Annotated in this window: 16 protein-coding genes; 9 read left to right on the top strand and 7 right to left on the bottom strand. The window is 48.0% G+C overall.

Translation table 11 applies throughout. From position 1 onward, the window contains the following. The 6 genes from BQ7117_RS05825 to BQ7117_RS05800 all read left to right on the top strand — a co-directional run bounded on the left by BQ7117_RS05825 (position 1) and on the right by BQ7117_RS05800 (position 5,159). Positions 1-888 (top strand): bifunctional methylenetetrahydrofolate dehydrogenase/methenyltetrahydrofolate cyclohydrolase, encoded by an 888-nt coding sequence (locus tag BQ7117_RS05825; protein ID WP_073996611.1) that lies wholly within the window; start codon positions 1-3, stop codon positions 886-888. Between the two features lie 15 nt (positions 889-903). Next, the gene (locus tag BQ7117_RS05820) at positions 904-1,719 is read left to right on the top strand and encodes an exodeoxyribonuclease III (protein ID WP_073996610.1); all 816 of its coding nucleotides are present in this window, start codon (positions 904-906) and stop codon (positions 1,717-1,719) included. A 23-nt stretch (positions 1,720-1,742) separates the two neighbouring features. Beyond that, a complete protein-coding gene (locus BQ7117_RS05815; protein ID WP_073996609.1) occupies positions 1,743-2,828 on the top strand; it encodes a YhjD/YihY/BrkB family envelope integrity protein in 1,086 nt (361 codons plus the stop codon). A 104-nt stretch (positions 2,829-2,932) separates the two neighbouring features. After that, positions 2,933-4,057 carry a mannose-1-phosphate guanylyltransferase gene (locus BQ7117_RS05810; RefSeq protein ID WP_073996608.1) on the top strand — a complete coding sequence of 375 codons (1,125 nt, stop codon included), beginning with the start codon at positions 2,933-2,935 and terminating at the stop codon, positions 4,055-4,057. A gap of 66 nt (positions 4,058-4,123) precedes the next feature. Continuing rightward, positions 4,124-4,903, top strand: a complete 780-nt coding sequence (locus BQ7117_RS05805; RefSeq protein WP_073996607.1) for an LOG family protein — start codon at positions 4,124-4,126, stop codon at positions 4,901-4,903. Positions 4,904-4,988: 85 nt separating this feature from the next. Next, positions 4,989-5,159, top strand: coding sequence for a DUF3117 domain-containing protein (locus BQ7117_RS05800; protein ID WP_084789947.1), 171 nt, complete (start codon positions 4,989-4,991; stop codon positions 5,157-5,159). Between the two features lie 179 nt (positions 5,160-5,338). On the opposite strand, the gene BQ7117_RS05795 is transcribed toward BQ7117_RS05800, so the two are convergent. The 5 genes from BQ7117_RS05795 to BQ7117_RS05775 all read right to left on the bottom strand — a co-directional run bounded on the left by BQ7117_RS05795 (position 5,339) and on the right by BQ7117_RS05775 (position 10,671). Next, the gene (locus BQ7117_RS05795) at positions 5,339-5,968 is read right to left on the bottom strand and encodes an O-methyltransferase (protein WP_073996605.1); all 630 of its coding nucleotides are present in this window, start codon (positions 5,966-5,968) and stop codon (positions 5,339-5,341) included. 47 nt (positions 5,969-6,015) lie between these two features. Continuing rightward, positions 6,016-7,143 carry an Mrp/NBP35 family ATP-binding protein gene (locus BQ7117_RS05790; protein WP_073996604.1) on the bottom strand — a complete coding sequence of 376 codons (1,128 nt, stop codon included), beginning with the start codon at positions 7,141-7,143 and terminating at the stop codon, positions 6,016-6,018. 62 nt (positions 7,144-7,205) lie between these two features. Continuing rightward, positions 7,206-7,775 carry a DUF1003 domain-containing protein gene (locus tag BQ7117_RS05785; RefSeq protein ID WP_073996603.1) on the bottom strand — a complete coding sequence of 190 codons (570 nt, stop codon included), beginning with the start codon at positions 7,773-7,775 and terminating at the stop codon, positions 7,206-7,208. Positions 7,776-7,778: 3 nt separating this feature from the next. After that, positions 7,779-9,095 (bottom strand): magnesium transporter MgtE N-terminal domain-containing protein, encoded by a 1,317-nt coding sequence (locus BQ7117_RS05780; RefSeq protein ID WP_073996602.1) that lies wholly within the window; start codon positions 9,093-9,095, stop codon positions 7,779-7,781. After that, a complete protein-coding gene (locus BQ7117_RS05775; protein WP_073996601.1) occupies positions 9,088-10,671 on the bottom strand; it encodes an aminopeptidase P family protein in 1,584 nt (527 codons plus the stop codon). Before BQ7117_RS05775 ends, BQ7117_RS05780 begins: the two co-directional genes overlap by 8 nt. A 30-nt stretch (positions 10,672-10,701) precedes the next feature. Here BQ7117_RS05775 and BQ7117_RS05770 point away from each other — a divergent pair, with 30 nt between their 5' ends. After that, the gene (locus BQ7117_RS05770; protein WP_073997017.1) at positions 10,702-11,553 is read left to right on the top strand and encodes a PHP domain-containing protein; all 852 of its coding nucleotides are present in this window, start codon (positions 10,702-10,704) and stop codon (positions 11,551-11,553) included. Between the two features lie 4 nt (positions 11,554-11,557). On the opposite strand, the gene BQ7117_RS05765 is transcribed toward BQ7117_RS05770, so the two are convergent. After that, entirely contained in the window at positions 11,558-13,108 is a 1,551-nt protein-coding gene (locus tag BQ7117_RS05765) for a DEAD/DEAH box helicase (protein WP_073996600.1), read from the bottom strand. A gap of 21 nt (positions 13,109-13,129) precedes the next feature. Beyond that, positions 13,130-13,354, bottom strand: a complete 225-nt coding sequence (locus BQ7117_RS05760; RefSeq protein ID WP_073996599.1) for a DUF3107 domain-containing protein — start codon at positions 13,352-13,354, stop codon at positions 13,130-13,132. Positions 13,355-13,599: 245 nt separating this feature from the next. On the opposite strand from BQ7117_RS05760, the gene BQ7117_RS05755 reads away from it, so the two are divergent. Both BQ7117_RS05755 and BQ7117_RS05750 read left to right on the top strand, forming a co-directional pair. Then, positions 13,600-16,788 (top strand): ATP-dependent DNA helicase, encoded by a 3,189-nt coding sequence (locus tag BQ7117_RS05755; RefSeq protein WP_073996598.1) that lies wholly within the window; start codon positions 13,600-13,602, stop codon positions 16,786-16,788. Next, a complete protein-coding gene (locus BQ7117_RS05750; protein WP_073996597.1) occupies positions 16,785-20,501 on the top strand; it encodes an ATP-dependent DNA helicase in 3,717 nt (1,238 codons plus the stop codon). The genes BQ7117_RS05755 and BQ7117_RS05750 overlap by 4 nt, the downstream gene beginning before the upstream one ends. Positions 20,502-20,569 lie beyond the last annotated feature (68 nt).

The raw sequence follows: 20,569 nt of genomic DNA, 5'->3' as shown, positions 1-20,569 counted from the left end.
ATGGTTGCGCAAAAACTAGACGGACGCCAAGTTGCGGCAGAGATAAAGGCAGAGCTGCAGCAGCGGATAAAAGATTTACACGCAGAGGGAATTTTTCCGGGTTTAGGCACCATTATCGTAGGTGAAGACCCCGGATCACGTATTTACGTGGCGGGAAAGCATCGCGACTGCGCAGAAGTGGGAATTAAATCCATGCGCATCGAATTGCCAGAAAATGCCTGCACCGAAGATGTACTCTCCGCGGTAGATTCTTTTAATGCTTCTCCGGTTTGCACTGGATTTATTGTGCAGCTGCCATTACCAGCTGGAATCGATACGGAGCAGGTGCTGGAGCGGATATCTCCGGAGAAAGACGCAGATGGATTACATCCAATTAACTTGGGTCGTTTAGTGCTTAATACTACGCAGCCACTCTGCTCTCCGGCTCCGTGTACTCCCCGGGGAATTGTGGAGTTAGGTAAACGTGGGGGAGTGAATTGGGATGGCGCAAATGTCTGTGTAATAGGGCAGGGGAAAACAGCTGGGCGCCCACTTTCACTTTTCTTGACGCGGGCAGATATTAATTCCACCGTCGATTCTTGCCATATTGGTACTACAGATTTGGCTGCGCATACGCGCCGAGCCGATATTGTAGTGGCAGCGGCAGGTGTGGCACATTTACTTACAGGCGATATGGTCAAACCAGGAGCTGCAGTATTTGATGTGGGAGTTACGCGCTATGCAGATGAGGAAGGAAAAACTCATATTATTGGCGATGTGAGCCCAGAAGTAGCGGAAGTAGCTGGTTATATGAGCCCGAACCCCGGCGGAGTCGGGCCGATGACGCGCGCTATGCTGCTGGTGAATATCGTAGAAGCTGCGGAGCGGCAGCTGCACTCTTGTGCTTAGGATAAGGAAATATAAATGTTAGTAGCTACCTGTAATGTAAATGGAATCCGCGCCGCAGTGCGAAAAGGATTCTCCGCTTGGCTGGCAGAGACTTCTCCCGATGTGCTACTTCTCCAAGAAGTACGCGCGCCGGAGGATTTATTGCCGGAGCTAATAGGGGATTCTTATCAGGTATTTGCTCATGCATCTGCGCTGGCAGGCCGGGCTGGGGTAGCTATTGCTTTGCAGAAAAAATATGCTGCGGGAGAAGTGCAGATAGGTTTGCCGGCTGCGGCAGGCGGAAGCGCGGCGCCGGATGTAGATACGGGGCGCTGGCTCGAGGTAGACGTACCGGAATTAGAAACCACTTTCGTAAGTGCCTATCTGCATTCAGGAGTGGCTGATAATCCGGAGAAAATGCAAGCTAAATATGCACATTTAGATAAAGTGAGCACTCGCTTACAGCAAATACCGGCTTTTCCGCGGCAAAAACATATTTTGGTGGCTGGAGATTTCAATATCGTATATGGCGAAAAAGATATAAAAAATTGGAAGTCTAATCATAATAAGACTTCTGGGGTATTGGATAAAGAAATTGCTTATTTGCATAAGTGGTTTGGCGAATTTGGATACGTGGATGTGCAGCGGCACTTAGCTGGAGATATACAAGGGCCGTATACGTGGTGGTCGCAGCGGGGGAAAGCTTTTGATAATGACGCTGGCTGGCGCATAGATTATCAGATGAGTGACGCTGATTTGGCTGCTCGTGCTGTTATGCAGCGAGTAGATCGGGCTCCCAGCTATGCAGAGCGTTTTTCCGATCATGCGCCGCTCGTAATTGAATACAAATAGCTAGAAAATTACTTACGGAAAATATGGTAGATAAAAATTTTTCTGCTTCGCCGCCGGCTTCTGATATTTCGCTTCACTCGGAAAAGCAGCAGCTGAAAAAGTGCCGGCGGGAGCAGGGGAAAACACGGCTCGCAGAGGTTTCTGCACAGATTTTGAATCTGCGCCTAGTGCGGGCAATGCAGCGCTACGGAGCGGTACGGGGAAACCTATTAGCAGGTGGCATCGCCTATACAGTAATTTTTACAATTGCGGGTGTACTCACCTTAGCTTTTACTTTCTTTTCTTTTTTCTTGGGCAGCAATCGAGAATTTTTTCTTCGCCTAACCGCCCAACTCAATAGCCGTTTGCCGGGCTTATTACAAACTCCTTCCCATCCAGAGGGCTTAATAAATCCGGAAAATTTAATCATTAAAGAATCTTTCCCCTTACTCACGATTCTTTCCCTGCTCTTATTGCTCTGGTCAGCACTTTCCTTAATGACGGCGCTCCGTTTGGCCATTCAATCAATTTTCGGAATCGCTAAATTTCCAGCTACTTTCCTCACCGGAAAACTCTGGGATCTAGGAGGATTTTTCGTCCTGGGCTTTGCCCTCATAGCAGCAAGTTTTCTCACCGGTGTTACTTATTTTTTCGGAGTCCCGCTTCTAAAACTACTCGGATTTTCTTCCGCAGCCGGGCTATTCCTGCTGCGCCTTTTTAGTCTCTTCTTGAGTGCTGTGCTCGACGGAGGAGTCTTAATTTTTCTTTTCCGTTTCCAAGCGCAATGCCGCCCGCCGCGCCGCGATTTGCTGCTCGGTGCAGCGGGCGGAGGAGCAGCAATCACTATTTTGCGCACTCTAGGCACTGCCGTCATCTCTGCTGGAGCTGGCAATCCATTACTGGCTTCTTTCGCTGCTCTAGCCACCTTATTACTCTGGGCGAATCTAACGGCGCGTATCACCCTTATCGCGGCTGCTTTTACCGCTAATCCGCCTGCGCAGCTGCGCCCAGATAAGGAATTTTTTCCGCATATAGAAGAGTGCCCTAACTACGTCACCAAAACCGTTCCAGCTACCCTGGAGTGGCCGCATGATCCTTTTACTGGAGTAATACTGCCGGCAGAGAAGTAGGATTTTTGGCTTAGTGGATTAATGTAAAAGCTGCATAGTAGGGTGGAAGAAAATAATAACTCTAAAACTGCAGCTGAGAAAAAGAAGAAAGAAAGGAAAATAGCATGCGGGAAGATTTTTATGCCATTATTCCAGCCGGCGGAGCCGGTACTCGGTTATGGCCAATTTCGCGGCGTAATTTTCCGAAGTTTCTTACTGATTTAACCAACAGTGGCCAAAGTATGCTGCAGGAAACGGTGCATCGCTTAGCTCCGCAGGCAGCGGAGCGCATTGTGATTGTGACGGGGGCAGCGCATTTACCTATGGTGCGCCAGCAATTGCCGCAGATTGCGGCTGAAAACTTACTTGCAGAGCCCAGTGGGCGTGATTCCATGGCTGCTATTGGGTTAGCGGCAGCGATTTTGCAGCGGCGGCACGGAGAAGTGATAATTGGTTCTTTTGCCGCCGATCACCACATCGAAGATACACTAGCTTTCCAGAGAGCATTGGATTCTGCGATTGCGGCGGCTGCTGCTGGCTATGTGGCCACTATCGGCATTACCCCAGATTTTCCTGCCACCGGATTTGGTTATATTCATGCTCAACAGCAATTGTCTATTCCGGCGGCGCGGGCAGATTTTCCCGTTTTTGCAGTAGCAGAATTTTTAGAAAAACCGGAAAAAGAAATCGCCACCAATTATTTTTTAAGTGGCGAATACAAATGGAATGCGGGAATGTTTATCGCGCGGACATCTGTGCTGTTGGCCGCGCTGCAGCGTTTTCAACCGGAATTAGCGGCCGGCTTGAATGATCTCGCTGCGGCCTGGGATACTCCCAATCGCGGGGCGGCTATCGCTGATATCTGGGAAAAATTGCCGAAAATAGCTATCGATCACGCAATCGCCGAGCCGCTAGCTAAAGAGGGCGGGGTAGCTACAGTGCCAGTAGAAATGGGTTGGTCAGACGTAGGGGATTATAAATCTTTGGCGGAAGTCTTAGCGAAAAAAGCTCCAGCTGCGGCGCCGGGTAATCCTCTGCAACTGCCGCGGGATGCAAAAGCTTTGGTGCAGACGCTAGCGGCTCCGGATGCGCTAATATACAGCGCGGAAAAGCCCGTCGTCGTCTTGGGAATAGAAAAAGCGGTAGTGGTGGAATGTGCCGATGTACTTTTCGTGACCACGCAGGAGCAGGCGCAGCGAGTAAAAGAGGTAGTGGATAATCTGCCAGCTGCTTTAGAAAATTTACGCTAAAGAAAGCTGTGGGAGTAGTTTTGGTATTTTTTGGGTTTTACTATTCACAATCGATATTCTGAGAGTGTGAAGAAAGTAGAAAGACAGAATAAGAAATATCAGAAAGGCCCCATATTTTTTCGGGGTTCCCAGATTCCTACTGAAACCACGGATGCGAATTTACTGCGCCCCCGGCAAGATACCGAATTTGTGCACTCAGATAATTGGCGAGTACTGCGCATCCAAGCGGAATTTGTAGAAGGCTTTGATGCCTTGGCCAATCTCGGCCCGGCGGTGTCTATTTTCGGTTCAGCTCGGACTGCCCGCGATAGCGAATTTTATAAACTGGCTGAAAAAATAGCTGCGCGGCTGGTGGAGTTAGACTATGCAGTAATTACGGGCGCTGGCCCGGGAATCATGGAAGCAGCTAATAAAGGAGCTGCGCAGGCGGGTGGCGTATCAGTTGGGCTGGGAATTGAATTGCCTTTTGAGCAGTCAATGAATGAGTACGTAAATCTTGGAATTAATTTCCGTTATTTTTTTGTACGTAAGTTGATGTTCGTCAAATATGCTTTAGGATTCATCGTAATGCCGGGAGGTATTGGTACTCTCGATGAACTTTTTGAAGCTTTCACTCTCGTGCAGACGCATAAGATATCTTCATTCCCAGTAATTTTAGTGGGGAGAGAATACTGGGCTGGTTTAGCCCAGTGGATTGAGAAGCGCCTTTTAGCTGAGGGAATGATCAATGAGAGCGATATGGAGTTATTTACGGTTGTAGATACTTGTGAAGAAGTGATAGCTGCTTTGCAAAAAGGCATCCATCGCCTAGCTGACGAAAAAAGAGCAGAAAAAACAGCTCGGTAGTCGGCAGAAAAATTTACTTCTTGCTTTTCCGTTATTTCGCGTAGAATAGAGAGTAATGCGAGTAATCGCGGGAAGGAGAGAACTAATGGCAGCAATGAAACCGCGTACTGGAGATGGCCCCTTAGAGGCGGAGCGTGATATACGCGGTACCACTTTGCGTATTCCTCTCGAAGGCGGTGGACGCATGGTATTAGAGTTTGGAGAAGAAGAAATAGCCGAACTTTACGAAGTGCTGGGGAAAATAGTTAACCTCTAGAAGATTAACGCAACTCGCACTGCTACTTAACGCAACTTGCACCGCTGTCGATTCAGCTATTTTTAAGGGCCGGCGGTAGTGAAATAGGGGATAGTCGTCGTGATTAGGGCTAGCGGTAGCGAGTATTTGGGGTTAGTCGTCGTGATTAGGGCTAGCGGTAGCGAGTATTTGGGGTTAGTTTAGCGTTTTACAGCTACGAGTAGCCCATCTCCTAAAGGAATCAGAGATGAGTGCAGTGCTTCTGATTCCAAAATTTCTAAGCCTAAATTGCGCAGACTTACTGTAGCTTCATCGCGGCGAGCCGGATTAGCTACTCTATCGCCATTTAGAGCGTGGGCTACGAGAAGAATTCCTCCCGGTCGCAGCATACGTACTGCCTCTTGAGTATCTCCGGCTGCTTCTAAAGGGTCTCCGTCAATAAGCACTAAATCATAAGCGGCATCGGCAAGCCGAGGAAGTAAATCAGCACTACGCCCGTTGATTAGGCGATACCGGGAAGTGCGCAAACCGAGTTGGGAAAAATGCCGGCGGGCATAGTTTTGTGCTTCTGCTTCAATATCGATAGTAGTAATAGCTGCCTGCGGAGAAGCTCCCAGCATATAGAGAGCACTTACGCCAGTGCCGGTACCTACTTCAGCAATACTATGAATATGAGGTAGAGAAGCTAATAGAGCGAGAAATCTGCCGGTAGCCGGAGAGAGAGAAACAATTCCCAACTCTTCCGCTTCTGCGCGAGCCTGAGCAATCAATTCCGGCTCATTGCTCTGCTCTTCTGCATAAGCCCACGAAGCGGCTTTATTTTGCCCCATTAATAAATCCTCTCTGCTCTGTGCTCTCTATTTTAGCCCGGAATAGGCTAAAGTGGAGAAATTCCGAGGGAAAGTCCGGCTAAACCGTGGGCACGCTTACCGAGCTGCTCTGCCACTTCCTGGAGAGCTCGCTGGGCGGGGCTAGATTCTTCTTGTATCGCAATCGGTACGCCGGCGTCTCCGCCTTCCCGTAGCGCCTGCTCCAAGGGAATTTCTGCCAATAAAGGCACCTTGTATTCTAAAATACTACTCAGCTGCTCTGCCACTTCTTTTCCGCCGCCACTGCCAAAAATAGGCATTCGGGTATTATCTGGCAGTTCCAGATAGGACATATTCTCTACTACGCCGACTACTCGCTGCTGCGTCTGTTTCGCCATTAATCCAGCTCGCTCTGCTACTTCTACGGCAGCAGTTTGGGGAGTAGTGACGACTATAATCTCTGATTTCGGGATAAGCTGAGCAATCGATATAGGTACATCGCCCGTCCCCGGAGGTAAATCAATAAAGAGCACATCTAAATCACCCCAGTGCACATCAGCAAAAAACTGCTCTAAAGCGCGATGGAGAATAGGGCCACGCCAAATGACGGGAGTATTTTCTTCCATGAACATGCCGATAGAAATTACTTTTACGCCATGCGCTACGGGAGGAATAAGCATTCCTTCGAGTACCTGCGGAGGAGTAGTTACCCCCATCATTTGGGGAATAGAAAATCCGTAGATATCAGCGTCTACAATTCCTACTTTTTTCCCGTTTTTCGCCATTGCCGCCGCGAGATTAACCGTGACGGAAGATTTCCCTACGCCGCCTTTTCCAGAGGAAATAGCGTATACACGCGTCAAATTTTCTTTCCGGGTAAAAGGAATAACTTTTGGTGCCACGCCTCCGCGCAGTTTCTTGCGCAAATCCGCTTTTTGCTCCGCACTCATCTCCGTTAAAACCACTTCGACTTGCGAGATTCCCGGCAGAGCAGAAATTTTTTCTTTTACTTCGCTGCTTATCTGATCTTTTAAGGGGCAGCCGGCAGTGGTGAGCCGAATTTCTATTTTTGCCACCCCTGCGGGGTTAATATCTATATCTCCCACCATATTTATTTCCGTAATAGGGCGGTGAATTTCCGGATCTACTACGGTGGCGAGAGTCGCGGTTATTTCTTCTACAGTCGGTAAGCTCATATATTTATCCTAACTGGGCTAATACAGGGGCGATATTAAGAAAGTCACTTAGAGAGAAAATACTAACCATGCAGTTCCGCTTCTAATTTGGCGATACGGGCTTCCAACTCGGCAATGCGTTTATTCTTATCACTTAAAGTGCGCGGTGGAATCTCTGATTTCTTAATATCTTCTACTACATCGCGTAGCTCTCCGCGAATAAAATCTCGCGTAGCTACTTCCGAAATCGCGATACGGAAAGCGGCAATTTCGCGCGCTAAGTATTCGGTATCTTCCAAATTCTGGGCTGCCACCTGCCGGTCTCTTTGGGCAGTTACCCGATCGCGGTCATCTTGGCGGTTTTGAGCTAAGAGAATTAGGGGCGCGGAGTACGAAGCCTGCAGGGAAAGCATTAGCGTCAAAGCAGTAAAACCAATTTCCACACTGTCAAAACGCCAGGCTTCCGGGGCAAGAGTATTCCACCCTATCCACAGGGCGACGAATACCGTCAAGTAAATCAAGAATTGGGGAGTGCCAGTAAAACGGGCAATGCGCTCTGCCACCACCCCAGTGGCGTTACTATCCCAACGGGAGCGGTTAGATCGAATTTTGCGCGCATTCTTATCTAGTGGTTGATCAAAATTTTCGGCCATTTCTCACCCCTCCTGCAAAGCTTCGTGTTTTGCTGCTTTAGTGTGCAGCATTCCGTGGCGTTCATCTATTGCCGCATCCAGCACGCCTTCGTCGTATTCGCGCCAATCGGCTGGCAGCAGGTGGTCGAGGACGTCGTCTACTGATACTGCGCCGAGAAGAATACCTTCATAAGTTACGGGAATAGCCGTCAGATTATAGGTTGCTAATAAGCGGGTCACCGTACCGATACCGTCATCATGGGAGACCGGTTCGATATCTGTATCTAAAATTTCTCCCAACATTGTGCCGGGTGGTTCTCGGAGTGCACGCTGCAGATGTACCACGCCCAGGAATCGACCCGTCGGAGTTTCAAGAGGTGGACGGCAGACGAATACCATCGTTGCCAGTGCGGGGGGCACATCGGCACGTCGCGAGTGAGCAAGTGCAGTAGCTACCGTGGCATCTGGCGGTAGTACGATTGGCTCAGTAGTCATCAAGCCACCGGCAGTCCTTTCTCCATAGGACATCAATCGGCGTACGTCGGCGGCGTCATCCGGTTGCATTCGACTTAGTAAAATTTCGGCTTGGGCACTAGGCAGGCTGGCCACTAAGTCGGCGGCGTCGTCTGGTTGCATTTCTTCGAGCACGTCGGCGGCGCGCTCAATATCTAAGCCCGCTACGATGATTTCTCGATCTTCTTCACCCAATTCTTCGAGCACATCGGCAAGGCGAGCATCGCGGAGCTGACTGGCTACGGAGACCATCCGGTGATGGGGAAGTTCCCGCAACACATCGGCCACATCTGGAGCTTTTAATCCTTCTAACTGGGAAATTAACGCACTCGCTTTTTGGTTTTCAATTTTGGAGGCTAAACCAGTCACTTCGGAAATAGGGGTAATGATCTTATTTCCGGCATCTTTCCCGCCTTTTGCCATGCGCACATAGAGGTAGGTGAGGCGCCATTCGCGCGCGCGAGTGCTCTCCATCGCCACATCTTCGATAAAAGCTTTCCCACTGCCATCTTTAAAATCAACTTGGTGATCGAGAATTTCTCCCACCACTAAAGTTTCGGTAGAGCGCTGCGAAAAACGGCGTAAATTGACCAGCCCATTGGATATTACTTGCCCATTTTCAATGGCGATAATGCGGGTGAGCGGCATGAATACGCGCCGTTTTCCCGCTACCTCTACTACCAAACCCACCACTAAAGGGGCAGAGAGTAGACGGAAAAGCACCACTACATCCATCACTTTCCCTACCCGATCGCCGATAGGGTCGAATACGGTAGTGCCTGCTAGCCTGCCAATATAAATGCGGGTCGGGCGCTCTTCTTTACTCATTTTCCGGTCTTTCCTCTAGGCAGTTACCCTGTATTTCTGCTATCCAATTCTCCACTGCGGTGGCACTGCGCGGTATAAATTCCGAGAGCCGGCGGACTCCGGATTCTGTCACCAGAATATCATCTTCTATGCGCACGCCAATTCCGCGGAACTCCGGAGGGACTTTCAAATCATCTGCCCGAAAATACAAACCGGGCTCAATAGTGAAAATCATGCCTGGCACGAGTAGCGCTTCTTGATACATTTCCCGGCGTGCTTGGGCACAATCGTGTACATCTATTCCTAAATGATGGGAAGTTCCGTGGGGCATCCAGCGCCGATAATATTGCTGCATGCGAGCAAACTCTCCCGCTTCGCCGTCCGGAAGAATTCCCCAATTTTGCAGGTTTGCAATTATTACTTCCATAGCGGCACTGTGTACATCGCGGAAGCGCACCCCCGGCTCACCAGCGCGCACAAAAGCTGCATCTGCCGCCGCAAGTACCGCATTGTAGATTTTCTTTTGTATGGGCGTAAAAGAACCGCTGACGGGGAGAGTACGGGTGATATCTGCTGTATAGAGAGAATCTATTTCGATTCCTGCATCAATAAGAATTAAATCGTCTTCCCGTACCGGGCCGTCATTGCGAATCCAATGCAAAGTATTGGCGTGGTTGCCGCTAGCCGCAATAGTTTCATATCCCAGCCCATTTCCTTCTTCGCGGGCCCGAGCGCTAAAGGCTCCTTCCACTACTCTCTCTCCGCGTACATGCTGGCGCGCGCGCGGCAATTCTTTAATTATTTCTTGAAATCCGCGCGCAGTTGCCGCTATAGCTGCCTCCATCTGGGCAATTTCCCAAGCATCTTTCCGTAAGCGCAATTCGGAGGCGGCTTCTTCCAATTGGAAATCTTTTTCCGCACTTTCTGCTTCCGCTATTTCCGGCAAAAAGCGAGAGCGCAGTTTTGCCACTTTTTGTTCCCAGTTTTTATCTACCCGGCGAATAATACGCAGATTTTTTACCTCTTTGCCGAGATTTTTTTCTAAATCTGCTTCTAGTTCGGTAATATTTTTGACTTCCAAGCCGGTGAGTGTGCTCATTTCTGCCTTAGAAAGTCGCGCTCCTACCCAAAATTCTCCGTACTGTGGATCGTTATAAAATTCGGCATCGGTGCGTGCGGTGCGCGGATGAAAATAGAGGACGGCACGATGGGTGATACCGCTGGTGCTGTTGTTAGCGTTTCCGCTGGTACTGCTTTCTTTTTGGGGGTGCAGCACTAATACCGCATTAGGCTCTTGCTCAGCGCTTAGACCCGTTAAATGTGCGAAAGCGGAGTGGGCGCGGAAACGGTAATCGGTGTCATTAGAGCGTACTTTATAAATGCCCGCGGGAAATACGAGCCGTTCTTCCGGAAATAGCTCTCCGAGTTTTGCTCGGCGAGCGGGAGTATAATCTGCTACCTCTGCTCGAGCTGGCCCAGCGGGTCTTTCTCCCCAATCTTCTCCGATAAATTTTTGGAAAGCACTATTTTCTGGGCTATGGGAGCGAGCCCGGGCTCTTTTTTCAATTTCAGCGGTTATTTTTTCTGCATCCCTCATATAGGCAATTATTCCACGTATCCTTTATATATGCTTATTGATTTACATGCGCATACGAACTGCTCAGATGGTACCGATACGCCCCAGCAGCTCCTATACTCTGCCCAAAAAGCGAGCTTAACAGTAGTGGGAATCACTGATCATGACACTATCGCCGGTTGGCAAGAAGCTGCTGCGCAGGTAAATAGCAGCGGAGTGAGTTTAGTGCGGGGAATGGAAATCAGTACCCGCTGGGAAAATATAAGCGTGCATCTGCTCGGGTTCCTTTTTAATCCAGAGTTTCCCGAATTGCGGCTACATCAGGAAAAATTGCGTACTTCTCGCCAAGAGCGTGCACAAAAAATGGTGGAAAAAATTGCACTCGACTATCCAATTACCTGGGAAGAGGTAGTGGAGGAGGGAGAGCGGAGCCGCTCTCTAGGGCGGCCACATATTGCTGATGTCTTAGTGAAAAAAGGCTACGTGCCGGATCGTAGTGCTGCATTTGCCACAATCTTGCACCCGAGTGGTAAGTACTATTTACCGCAGTATGCTCCTAGTACATTAGAAGCTATCGAATGGGTAGTGAAAGCCGGTGGGAAAGCGGTGCTGGCGCATCCCCGCGCCCCGAAACGTGGGCAAATGATTTCTGATTCTGCTTTCTCCATTTTCAGAGATGCGGGGTTATTCGGAGTAGAAGTAGCGCATCGTGACAATTTACCCGAGTTGCGTGATTCTTTGGCGAAGCTGGTATCGGAGTTAGGCTTAGCCGCTTTAGGTGCTAGTGATTACCACGGGCGGGGGAAACCTAACCGATTAGGAGAAAATTGCACTAGCCCAGAAGTATTTTCTGCTCTCTGCGCCGATACTTACTTACCGGTGTTGCAGCCAGAAATAAAATAGTTACTTATTTGCGGATTCGCTTCCGCTTCCGCGGCGAAGGTGCTTTCGCCGCTGCACTATTTTTATCTCTTTTACTTCCTCGGGCAGCTTTGTGGGTGCGGCGTCGGGATGTTTTTTCACTAGAGCGGCGGCGCGAACCACTAGCTTGGCTCGAGCGCCTCCGTTTGCTCCGAATACCAGTTTCCCCTAAATCCTCAATTTCCTCTGCCGCCAACCCAGCTCGCAGCTGCTTATCGCGCGGCAGTTTTCCAGTCACTTCCGTCGGAATATCTAAATCAGTGTAAAGATGTTCCGAAGTGTGATAAGTCTCCACTGGCGTAGGGAAATTTAATTTCAAAGTATTGTTAATTACTGCCCAACGGGTTAAATCTTCCCAATCTACGAAAGTAATTGCGGTGCCTTTATTGCCGGCTCGGCCAGTGCGCCCAATCCGATGTAAATAAATCTTGGCATCTTCTGGGCATTGATAGTTGATGACGTGGGTGACGTCGTCTACATCAATTCCCCGCGCTGCCACATCGGTGGCCACTAATACATCTATCTTTCCTTTTCGGAAAGCTCGCATCGCCTGTTCGCGCGCTCCTTGCCCCAAATCTCCGTGGAGGGCACCGGTGGCGAAACCGCGCTTTTCTAAATCTGCTGCCAGCTGAGAAGCTGTGCGTTTAGTTTTCGTGAAGATAATGGTCAATCCGCGCTCGCGAGCTTGGAGAATCCGCGCTACCACTTCTATTTTATTCAAGGAGTGGCATCGATAGACTACTTGCTGCACACTCTTTACCGTGGTGGAATCATCGCGCGGATCTTGCGCGCGAATATGCGTCGGTTTGCTCATATAGCGCCTGGCCATGGCGATTACCGGGCCCGGCATAGTGGCCGAAAAGAGCATAGTATGCCGATTAGGAGGAGTGGCAGCCAGAAGCGTCTCCACGTCCTCTAGAAATCCTAAATCGAGCATTTCATCGGCTTCGTCTAGCACCACAGTTTGCACATTTTGCAAGCGCAGAGTGTGCTGCTTTAGTAAATCAATCAGCCGCCCGGGAGTGCCCACTACTATTTCCGCTCCCGCTTTTAAGGCTTCTACTTGCGGTTCGTAAGCTTTTCCGCCGTAAATCTCTACTATCCGTACGTGGCGTTTTGCAGCTGCGTCACGTAAATCATTGGCTACTTGCTTGGCCAGCTCTCGGGTCGGAAGTATTACAATCCCTTGAGGGTCTCCCGGGTTTTCTAAATCCTCCCAGCCGGTTTCACCTTCTCCTACTACGTTTTCTAACATCGGCAAACCAAAGCCGAGAGTTTTCCCCGTCCCCGTTTTTGCTTGACCAATAATATCGGCTCGTTTCAGGGCAATAGGCAAAGTAAGAGCCTGAATAGGAAAGGGGTGGACGATTCCTTTTTCCGCTAAAGCTTCTACCACTGGCTGTGAAATATGAAAATCTGCAAAACTCTTTTTATCTAGCTGCATTTCTTCGCCAGTGCCACTAATATCAGCAGCTGTTTGCGGTTCTTGTGGAACGGCGGAGTGAGAAGTATCAACAATTCCGGATATTTGCGTCATTACTATAAATAAACTTTCTTTTTAAATAAAGCCAAACCCTACCCGCCGTTGCTCTTCTTTCAGAATTTTCACATAGCTAAGTGAAGAGGCCGGTATTATAAGTTGGCTGCCATCTTTCCCAGGTAATTTCAGTAGTTTTTGTTCCTCTAAGGCTTCAGTGATGGCGGAAGTAAGTTCTTCTGCATTCATATCTACATCCAGGGTAAGCGTCACATCTGAATGGTATACCCCTACGCTAATATCCATAGCAACCTCGCTTTTCCGCGGCTCTGCCCGCCTGAGATTTAATTTCTTTCTTTGATTATTCGTATTTAAGTCTAGCGCGTGGGGCAGGGAAGCGGAATCTGAGGAGAGCGGGCTCTCTTTTCTGCTTTGGCTAGGTGGAGTCTGCTTTGGGTAGGTGAAGATTCTCCGGAGGCAAAAAATTTTTCGGAGGGCTCAGCTATTCTTAAAAGTAGAAATTCAACGCCGAGCGGATAGAGGAAAAATTGGTGCAATTAGATTCATCGCAACAAGCGGTATTAGAGGCATGCCTCCCCGCTTGTGCTTTATCTGTACTAGGCGCGCCTGGTAGCGGCAAGAGTACCCTGTTGGCAGCTTGTGTAGAGCAAATTGCGCGTAAATATCCGGGGGCGCGAATTGCCGTGCTAAATGCAGATAGAAAAGCAGCTGGTGATCTGCGTAATTCTTTATCGCGCACTCTCGGTGGGCTTCCAGATAACATTTCGGTGCAATCGGTTGCCGCTTTTGCTTTCACTATTCTTTCTACTTTTGCTCAGGCAGTAGGGCGAGAAGAACCGCAGCTACTTTCGGGAGCAGAGCAGGATCTAATATTAAAAGAAATTTTTACCTTGGCGGGCGGAGCAGAGAATGCGGAGGCGATTTTTTCTTTTCCTGGTTTAGAAAAATTTAATGCTGACGCACAAGGATTACCGGATTTTCGTTCTGAATTTCGTGATTTATTAATGCGCGCAGCGGAATTAAATCTAACTCCGGCAGATTTGGCGCAATTAGGGGAGAAGTACCACAACCCAATTTGGGGTATTGGTAGTGAAATAATGGCTGCTTATGAAAAATCTTTAGCGGCGGCGGCTGGAATAAAATCAGCTAATCCAGATCGGATAGATCATGCGCGGCTAGTGAGCAGTGCCGCAGGAATACTTAGGCATTGGACGGCGGCTTTCGCGGCAGCAGAATTAAAAGCTTTAGATATGAAAAAACCCCGCTGGGATTGGGTACTTATAGATGATTTACAAAATGCTTCACTGTCATTGCTTACACTTCTAAAGCAGTTGCAAGCGGATGGTTCCGCAATAGTAGCATTCGGAAATCCCGATCAAGGTGTGCAAGGCTTTCGAGGCGGAGTAGCTCGATTTTCTGATTTACTTACCCGCCCCAAAAAATCCGGTGGCTTAGAAGCGCAGCGTTTTTATTTAGAGTTCGGCTATCGGGGTGGAGAAGAGTTGCAGCGGTTGCTTGCAAAAATTTCTTCTGGAATTCATACTGCGGGCGGCGGTAAACAGCGTAAATATAAATTAGCTGCGGAGGTTGCAAAGCTGGATGATGCAGTAGAATTTCGCAGTTTTCCTAATGAAATTGAAGAAATTAATTATATTGCTCAGCATTTCCGTAGGTTGCATCTGTGTGAAGGGGCGCCTTATGGGCAAATGGCAGTGATTACCAGATCGCAAAATAATCTAGTGCGTTTACGGCAATCTTTAGTGCGCTTAGGGGTTCCGGTGGCGGTTTTGCCAGCTACCCAGCCTTTGAAAGATTATGCAGTGGTAGAATCCCTGCTTGTTCTGTGCCAGATTGCACTTTCGAAACTGGACGATTTAGAGTTGCGGGAAAAAATTACTCCGCAGCTAGTACAAGAATTATTGGCGGGAAAGTTTTTAACTATTAATCCGGGGCGTATGCGCTTAGCAATTGAGGAATTGCGGGGTTGGGAAATAGCACAGGGCGGAAGCCGTAGTAGCGATGAGTTAATTGGTTTGTTGGCTAGGAATCCGCAAGATCCGATATTGGCGAAAGTTCCGGAATTTGCACAGGCAGCGCAATTGGTAATTGCTACCCAAGCGGCAGCCAATGCAAATCCAGAGGATGCTCTGTGGCAAATCTGGGAGGCGATAGGGTTAGCGGAAACTTGGCAGAAAATTGCTCTCTCATCGGGGATAGCAGCTGAAGTTGCAAATATGGATTTAGATGTGATGATTCAGCTTTTCCGGGTAGCACAGCGCCTATATGAGCGGGATCCGGAAAATTCTAATCTGTATACGCTACTAGAGTATTTAATCACGCAAGATGTGCCGGAAGATAGCATTGCTCGCACGGGTCAAGGAGGAGATGAGGTTACTCTGATTACTCCTTCTGCTAGCAGTGGGAGATCTTGGGAGCATGTGATGTTGTATGGAGTAGACGAGGGGACCTGGCCGGATACACGTCTTCGAAATCCGCTTACGAAAGTGCCAGAGCTCTGTACCGTCACTCTGGCTGCGCATATAGCGGGGGCAGATTTAGATCCGCAGCAGACTTATGCAGATGTAATTGACGATGAATTGCGAATGTTGCTGCAAGCAGCGAGTCGGGCGGAAAAATCCCTGTTTATAGGGTGTTTAGACAATGAAGAAGAAAGTCCTTCGCGCTTTATAGATTGGCTTACTAGTGCGGATTTTGTTTTACATCATCAGGAAGAATCGGCTTTGCCGCTAGATAAAGAAAGTTTACTGGGAAGTATATATCGATACCGAAAGAGTAAAAATGCGAGCTTAGCTGCGGGAGTGGAAGCTATTGCGGAAGATTTGCAAAAATCAGGGCTACTTAGAATACCGGAGTCTGTAGCAGAGCTGCCTATCAGTACGCAGGAGCCTTTAGGCGAAGATAAATGGCGAATTTCTCCTTCGCGTACGGAAATGACGATGAAGTGTCCATTGCGTTCTTTCTTCTCGAGTATTGATGGAGCGCGCGCTAGTGATACTTTGAGCCGGGATATGGGGATATTAATTCATTCTATTGCCGAGAATCATCCGCGTTTAGAAGGAGATTATACGCAAACTCTGCAAGTACTTTTAGATGAATTAGCAGCTCGGTGGGCAGAATTGAACTTAGATCAATCTTTGGCTTCTACGCTCTATCTACGGGAAAGAGCGGAAGAAATGTTGGAAAAGTATTGCGATTATTTGCAGAATTTGCCGGATAATTTACAGGAAGTTTATCCGGAATTACGGGCTCAGTATCGTGATAAAGAGATAGAAGTTAATTCCAAAATAGACCGTCTAGAATATGATTCACAAGATCCAACTCAAGTGCGGGTGGTCGATTTAAAGACGGGGAAGAATGCTCCTGCAAAAGATGAGATACCGGGTCATCCGCAGTTGCGTATTTACCAATGGTTGGTGAACAACGGATCAGTAAAGCTGCCCCCAGGTAAAGAAAAAGAGAATTTACATTCTGTGGGAGCTGCTCTACTTTATATAAATACCGACGCGAGGACCATACCGCCCCGAGAGCAGGAGCCAAGCGAGGAAGCAGCAATTAGAGATACTTACCAACTTCTACATGAAGCAGCACAGCTAGAGAAAGGGCCAAATTTTTTGGCAGTTCCCAGTTCTGATAATTGCCGGAGTTGCCAGTTTAAGGCACTGTGCCCTGCGCAAGAAGGGGAGAGAATATTTTCATGAGCTCACTAAGTTTTACTGATTTCGTCAGTACTTTAAAATTTCCTCCTACTCCAGAGCAAGAAGCAGTAATTTGTTCTAGCGCCCCGGCAATTTTAGTAGTAGCGGGTGCAGGTTCCGGTAAAACTGCCACTATGACGCAGCGTATTGCTTGGAAAGTGGCGAGTGGAGAAGTAGCTCCCCAGGAAGTACTAGGGCTGACTTTTACCCGCAAAGCTGCAGGAGAATTAGCGGCGCGGGCGAGCCACAGTTTACAGACGGTGAATAAAAAGTTCCGCATAGATAATTCTTTCCACTCTTTGGAAGCAAATGAGCAAGCGGCGAAGATACATGCACAGTTGCAGCGCCCGACCGTGAGTACCTATAACGCTTTTGCTTCTGATTTGGCCACTTCTTATGCCATGTTGATTGGAGAAAATGCGCGCGCCCGGCTTATTACCGATGCAGAGCGGTGGCTGATTATGCAGGATATAGTACGCAATTTTTCTGTTGCGGAAGATATTGATGAACTGCGGAGAATACCAGCTAGTACTGTGAGCGGTGCTGCTTTAGCCCTGACAGAAAAAATTATTGGTAATCAATTACAAACTTCGGAAGTGCGGAGCGCTTTTCTGGAAGAGGCGGCAGCTACAGAGGATTTATTGAGTGGGCAGAGTTTTCGAAAAGATCCTTTTCGAGGTACCGAAGCTAGCACAGCGCGTACAGACTTAAATAAAGCGATAGAAAAACTCCGTAATCGAGCTGCTTTCTTACAAATAGTGGAGAAGTATTTTCAGTATAAAAAAGAGCATTCTTTAATTGAATACGCTGACCAAGTAGCTATAGCTGGGCGAGTATTGCGGGAAGTACCGGAGATTGGGGAAGAACTACGGAAAAAATACAAATTAATAATTCTTGATGAGTATCAAGATACTTCTATTAATGAAGCCCAATTTTTAGCGGCAGCTTTTCGCGGAAGCTATTCTCTCTGTGCGGTGGGGGACCCAAACCAGGCAATATATGGCTGGCGAGGTGCAAGTGCCAATGCACTTAGTGATTTTATTGAAGCTTTTTCGGTAGCAGAAGAAAATGTTCTTTCTTTATCCACTGCTTTCCGGAATGGAAAAAATATCCTCGCGGCTGCTAATCGCATTACCAAAGGTTTTTCTAAAGAGCCGGATATTACGAAAATATATGAAAAAGTAAAAAATTTTAATTTACAAGAGCGCCCTTGGTTAAGTAAGCCGGCCAGGATAACTACTCCTGCGATGGAGAAGCTTCATAAAAAATTGCCGCAACTCAATGCAGCTCCGGGAGCTGCCACTGGGAAAGTGCTTTATACACACAGAATACTTCGGCAAGATTCTTATCGAGCTATTGCACAGAATATTGCAAAATATTTTCAAGCTGCTGGGGTAAGTGAAGAAGGAAAATTCTCCGGAAAGTCTCTCACTGCCGCAGTATTGCTACGAAAAAATAGATATATACCAGATGTGGTGGAAGCCCTTAGGGCGGAAAACCTAGAAGTAGAAGTGCTCTCTGGAGAGGCAATAATTACTTTCCCAGAGATAAAAGTAGTGCGGTCACTACTGCGTATTGCCATCGATACCACTCGCAATGATGACCTGCTTTATTTAGAAAATTTCTTTCATCTAGGTGCAAAAGATCTCTATGCTTTTTCCCATCTTGAAATAGCAGATAATAGCGGCAGTAAGGAAGATGGGCCTCGAAAAGAAAATGCTAATACCCGGGTCGAATATTTAGATTATGTGCTTAAGCCGCATTTGTTAATTGGTTGGGAAAATATATCTGCAGTTGGGCAGGAGCGTTTTTGCCATATAGCAAAGCTAGTGCGGAAAATTCGGCAAAATTTACAATTGCCGCTGCCGGAATTGATCCGGCTGGCAGAAGATCTCTTAGATTTACCTATCTATGCAGCTAGCCGCGGGCAGGGAAGTGCACAAATGCGCACGGCCCTGCAGATATTTATAAATATGGGAGAAGAGTATGCCGCTGCGCAGGAGCGCACTGCTTTGCGAGATTTTCTGGATTGGCTAGAACTAGCTGCAGAAAAAGAAAGTGGCGATAATATTACCTATGGTGTAGATGCTGCGCCTACTGAACTATATACAGATATAACTCCGAGCCAGGGAGTGGTGCAGGTACTTACTATGCATTCTGCAAAAGGCTTGGAATGGGATATCGTAGCTATTCCAGAGATGATGCAAAGAGAATTTGGAAAAGCGAGCGGTACTATCTGGAATACAGATTCTCAATCTCTTCCCGTATCGCTGCGTCTAGATAAAAAATATATTCCTAATTTCCAAGTAGCTGGAGCAGAAATTCCGCAGATAGCTTTCGAAAATGAAATTGATCCAGAGTATTATCGCGCAGGAGTGCTGTGCTGGATGTATTTTCATTATAAAAATCGGTTGGTGCCTAAGTATGCGGCAGATGAAGAGCGGCGGCTTGCCTATGTGGCTTTTACTCGCCCCAAAAAACTGTTAATTCTCGCTACTTATATTTACAAAGATAATGAAAAAGCTTTGCAGATAGCTGAATCTTGTTTAAAACATATAAAAGAAGCTACTGAGTGGAATGGTAATCCGCTGCTTACAGATTCGAAAGAAATTTACTCGCCGTTTTTGGTAGAGCTTTTTGATGCAGAAGATGAAATAACAGCAGAAAATAATCTTATAGAATGCGATACGGAGAACGAGGGTGTATTCCGCACTGAAGAGCATCTCTTCGATATGGAAAGTTATCTCAGTTGGTGTAAAAAAAGATTTCCCCAGTGGTGGGAATCCCAGTCGGTTGCCGTAGACGCATCTGTAGCAGGAGATTCTACTGCTAGTACGCCTAAATCTGTATTTCCCGAATGGCCGGTTGAGAAGTTATTGAAATCAGGAGATGATCTCCGCTATTGGCCAGCAGATGTACAACGAAGTTTAGAGACGGCTGCTGAATCAGAGACTGAAATGACGGATGCTGCTGCGCAGGAGCTGCTGGCGCAACTCCGAGCAGAGGCGGAGCTACTCGTGGCAGAAAAAGAAGCAGCGGAGCAGGATACCGAAGAATTAGAACTAGGGCCTTATCTCACAGCTTCTTCTTTAGTAGCTATCAGCGGCAATGCGCAAGAATTTCTTTTACAGCAGCTCCGGCCGTGCCCTACGCGTCCACTTCGGGCAGCGCGGCGTGGTACAGCTGTGCATGCCGCTATCGCTGAGTATTTTTCTACCCCGGCAGTGCTTGATATTGATGCCGTAGCTGAGCCGGGTGAAATGCCGCTAGATGCGGCTAGTGAAATTACGGCGGCAGATGAGAAAAAGCTGTATCAGCGCTTTTTAGATTCTCCTTTTGCCACCTGCCAGCCGGTAGCTATTGAGCAACCAGTAGAAATTACCTTAAACGATACGCCTGTACGGTGTGTAATAGATGCTGTATTTGATACTTCGGAAATACCGGGACATCGGCCTTTTACTATCGTGGATTGGAAGACGGGGAAGCGCCCCGGTGCAGCAGATTTACCCAGTCGTGAATACCAGCTGGCTATTTATCGTTTAGCATGGGCACACGCGCGAGATATAGATTTAGAAGATATAGAAGTTTGTTTCTACTATCTAGGGGAAAACGATCCGCAGCGGCGGCTTCTGCGGGGAAGAGTTATGAGTAGAGAAGAAATAATTGCAAATATGGATAAGAATTTGCGCGCTGCCCAAGCTACCCTTTTCCAATAATTTCGCTAGAGCTCACAAGTATAATTTGCCTTGTCTTAACGCTTATCTGAGCAGATCACAGCGGGCAG

The organism is Arcanobacterium urinimassiliense, assembly GCF_900119495.1.
Taxonomy (GTDB): domain Bacteria; phylum Actinomycetota; class Actinomycetes; order Actinomycetales; family Actinomycetaceae; genus Arcanobacterium_A; species Arcanobacterium_A urinimassiliense.
This window is presented reverse-complemented; position numbering and strand designations above follow the sequence as displayed.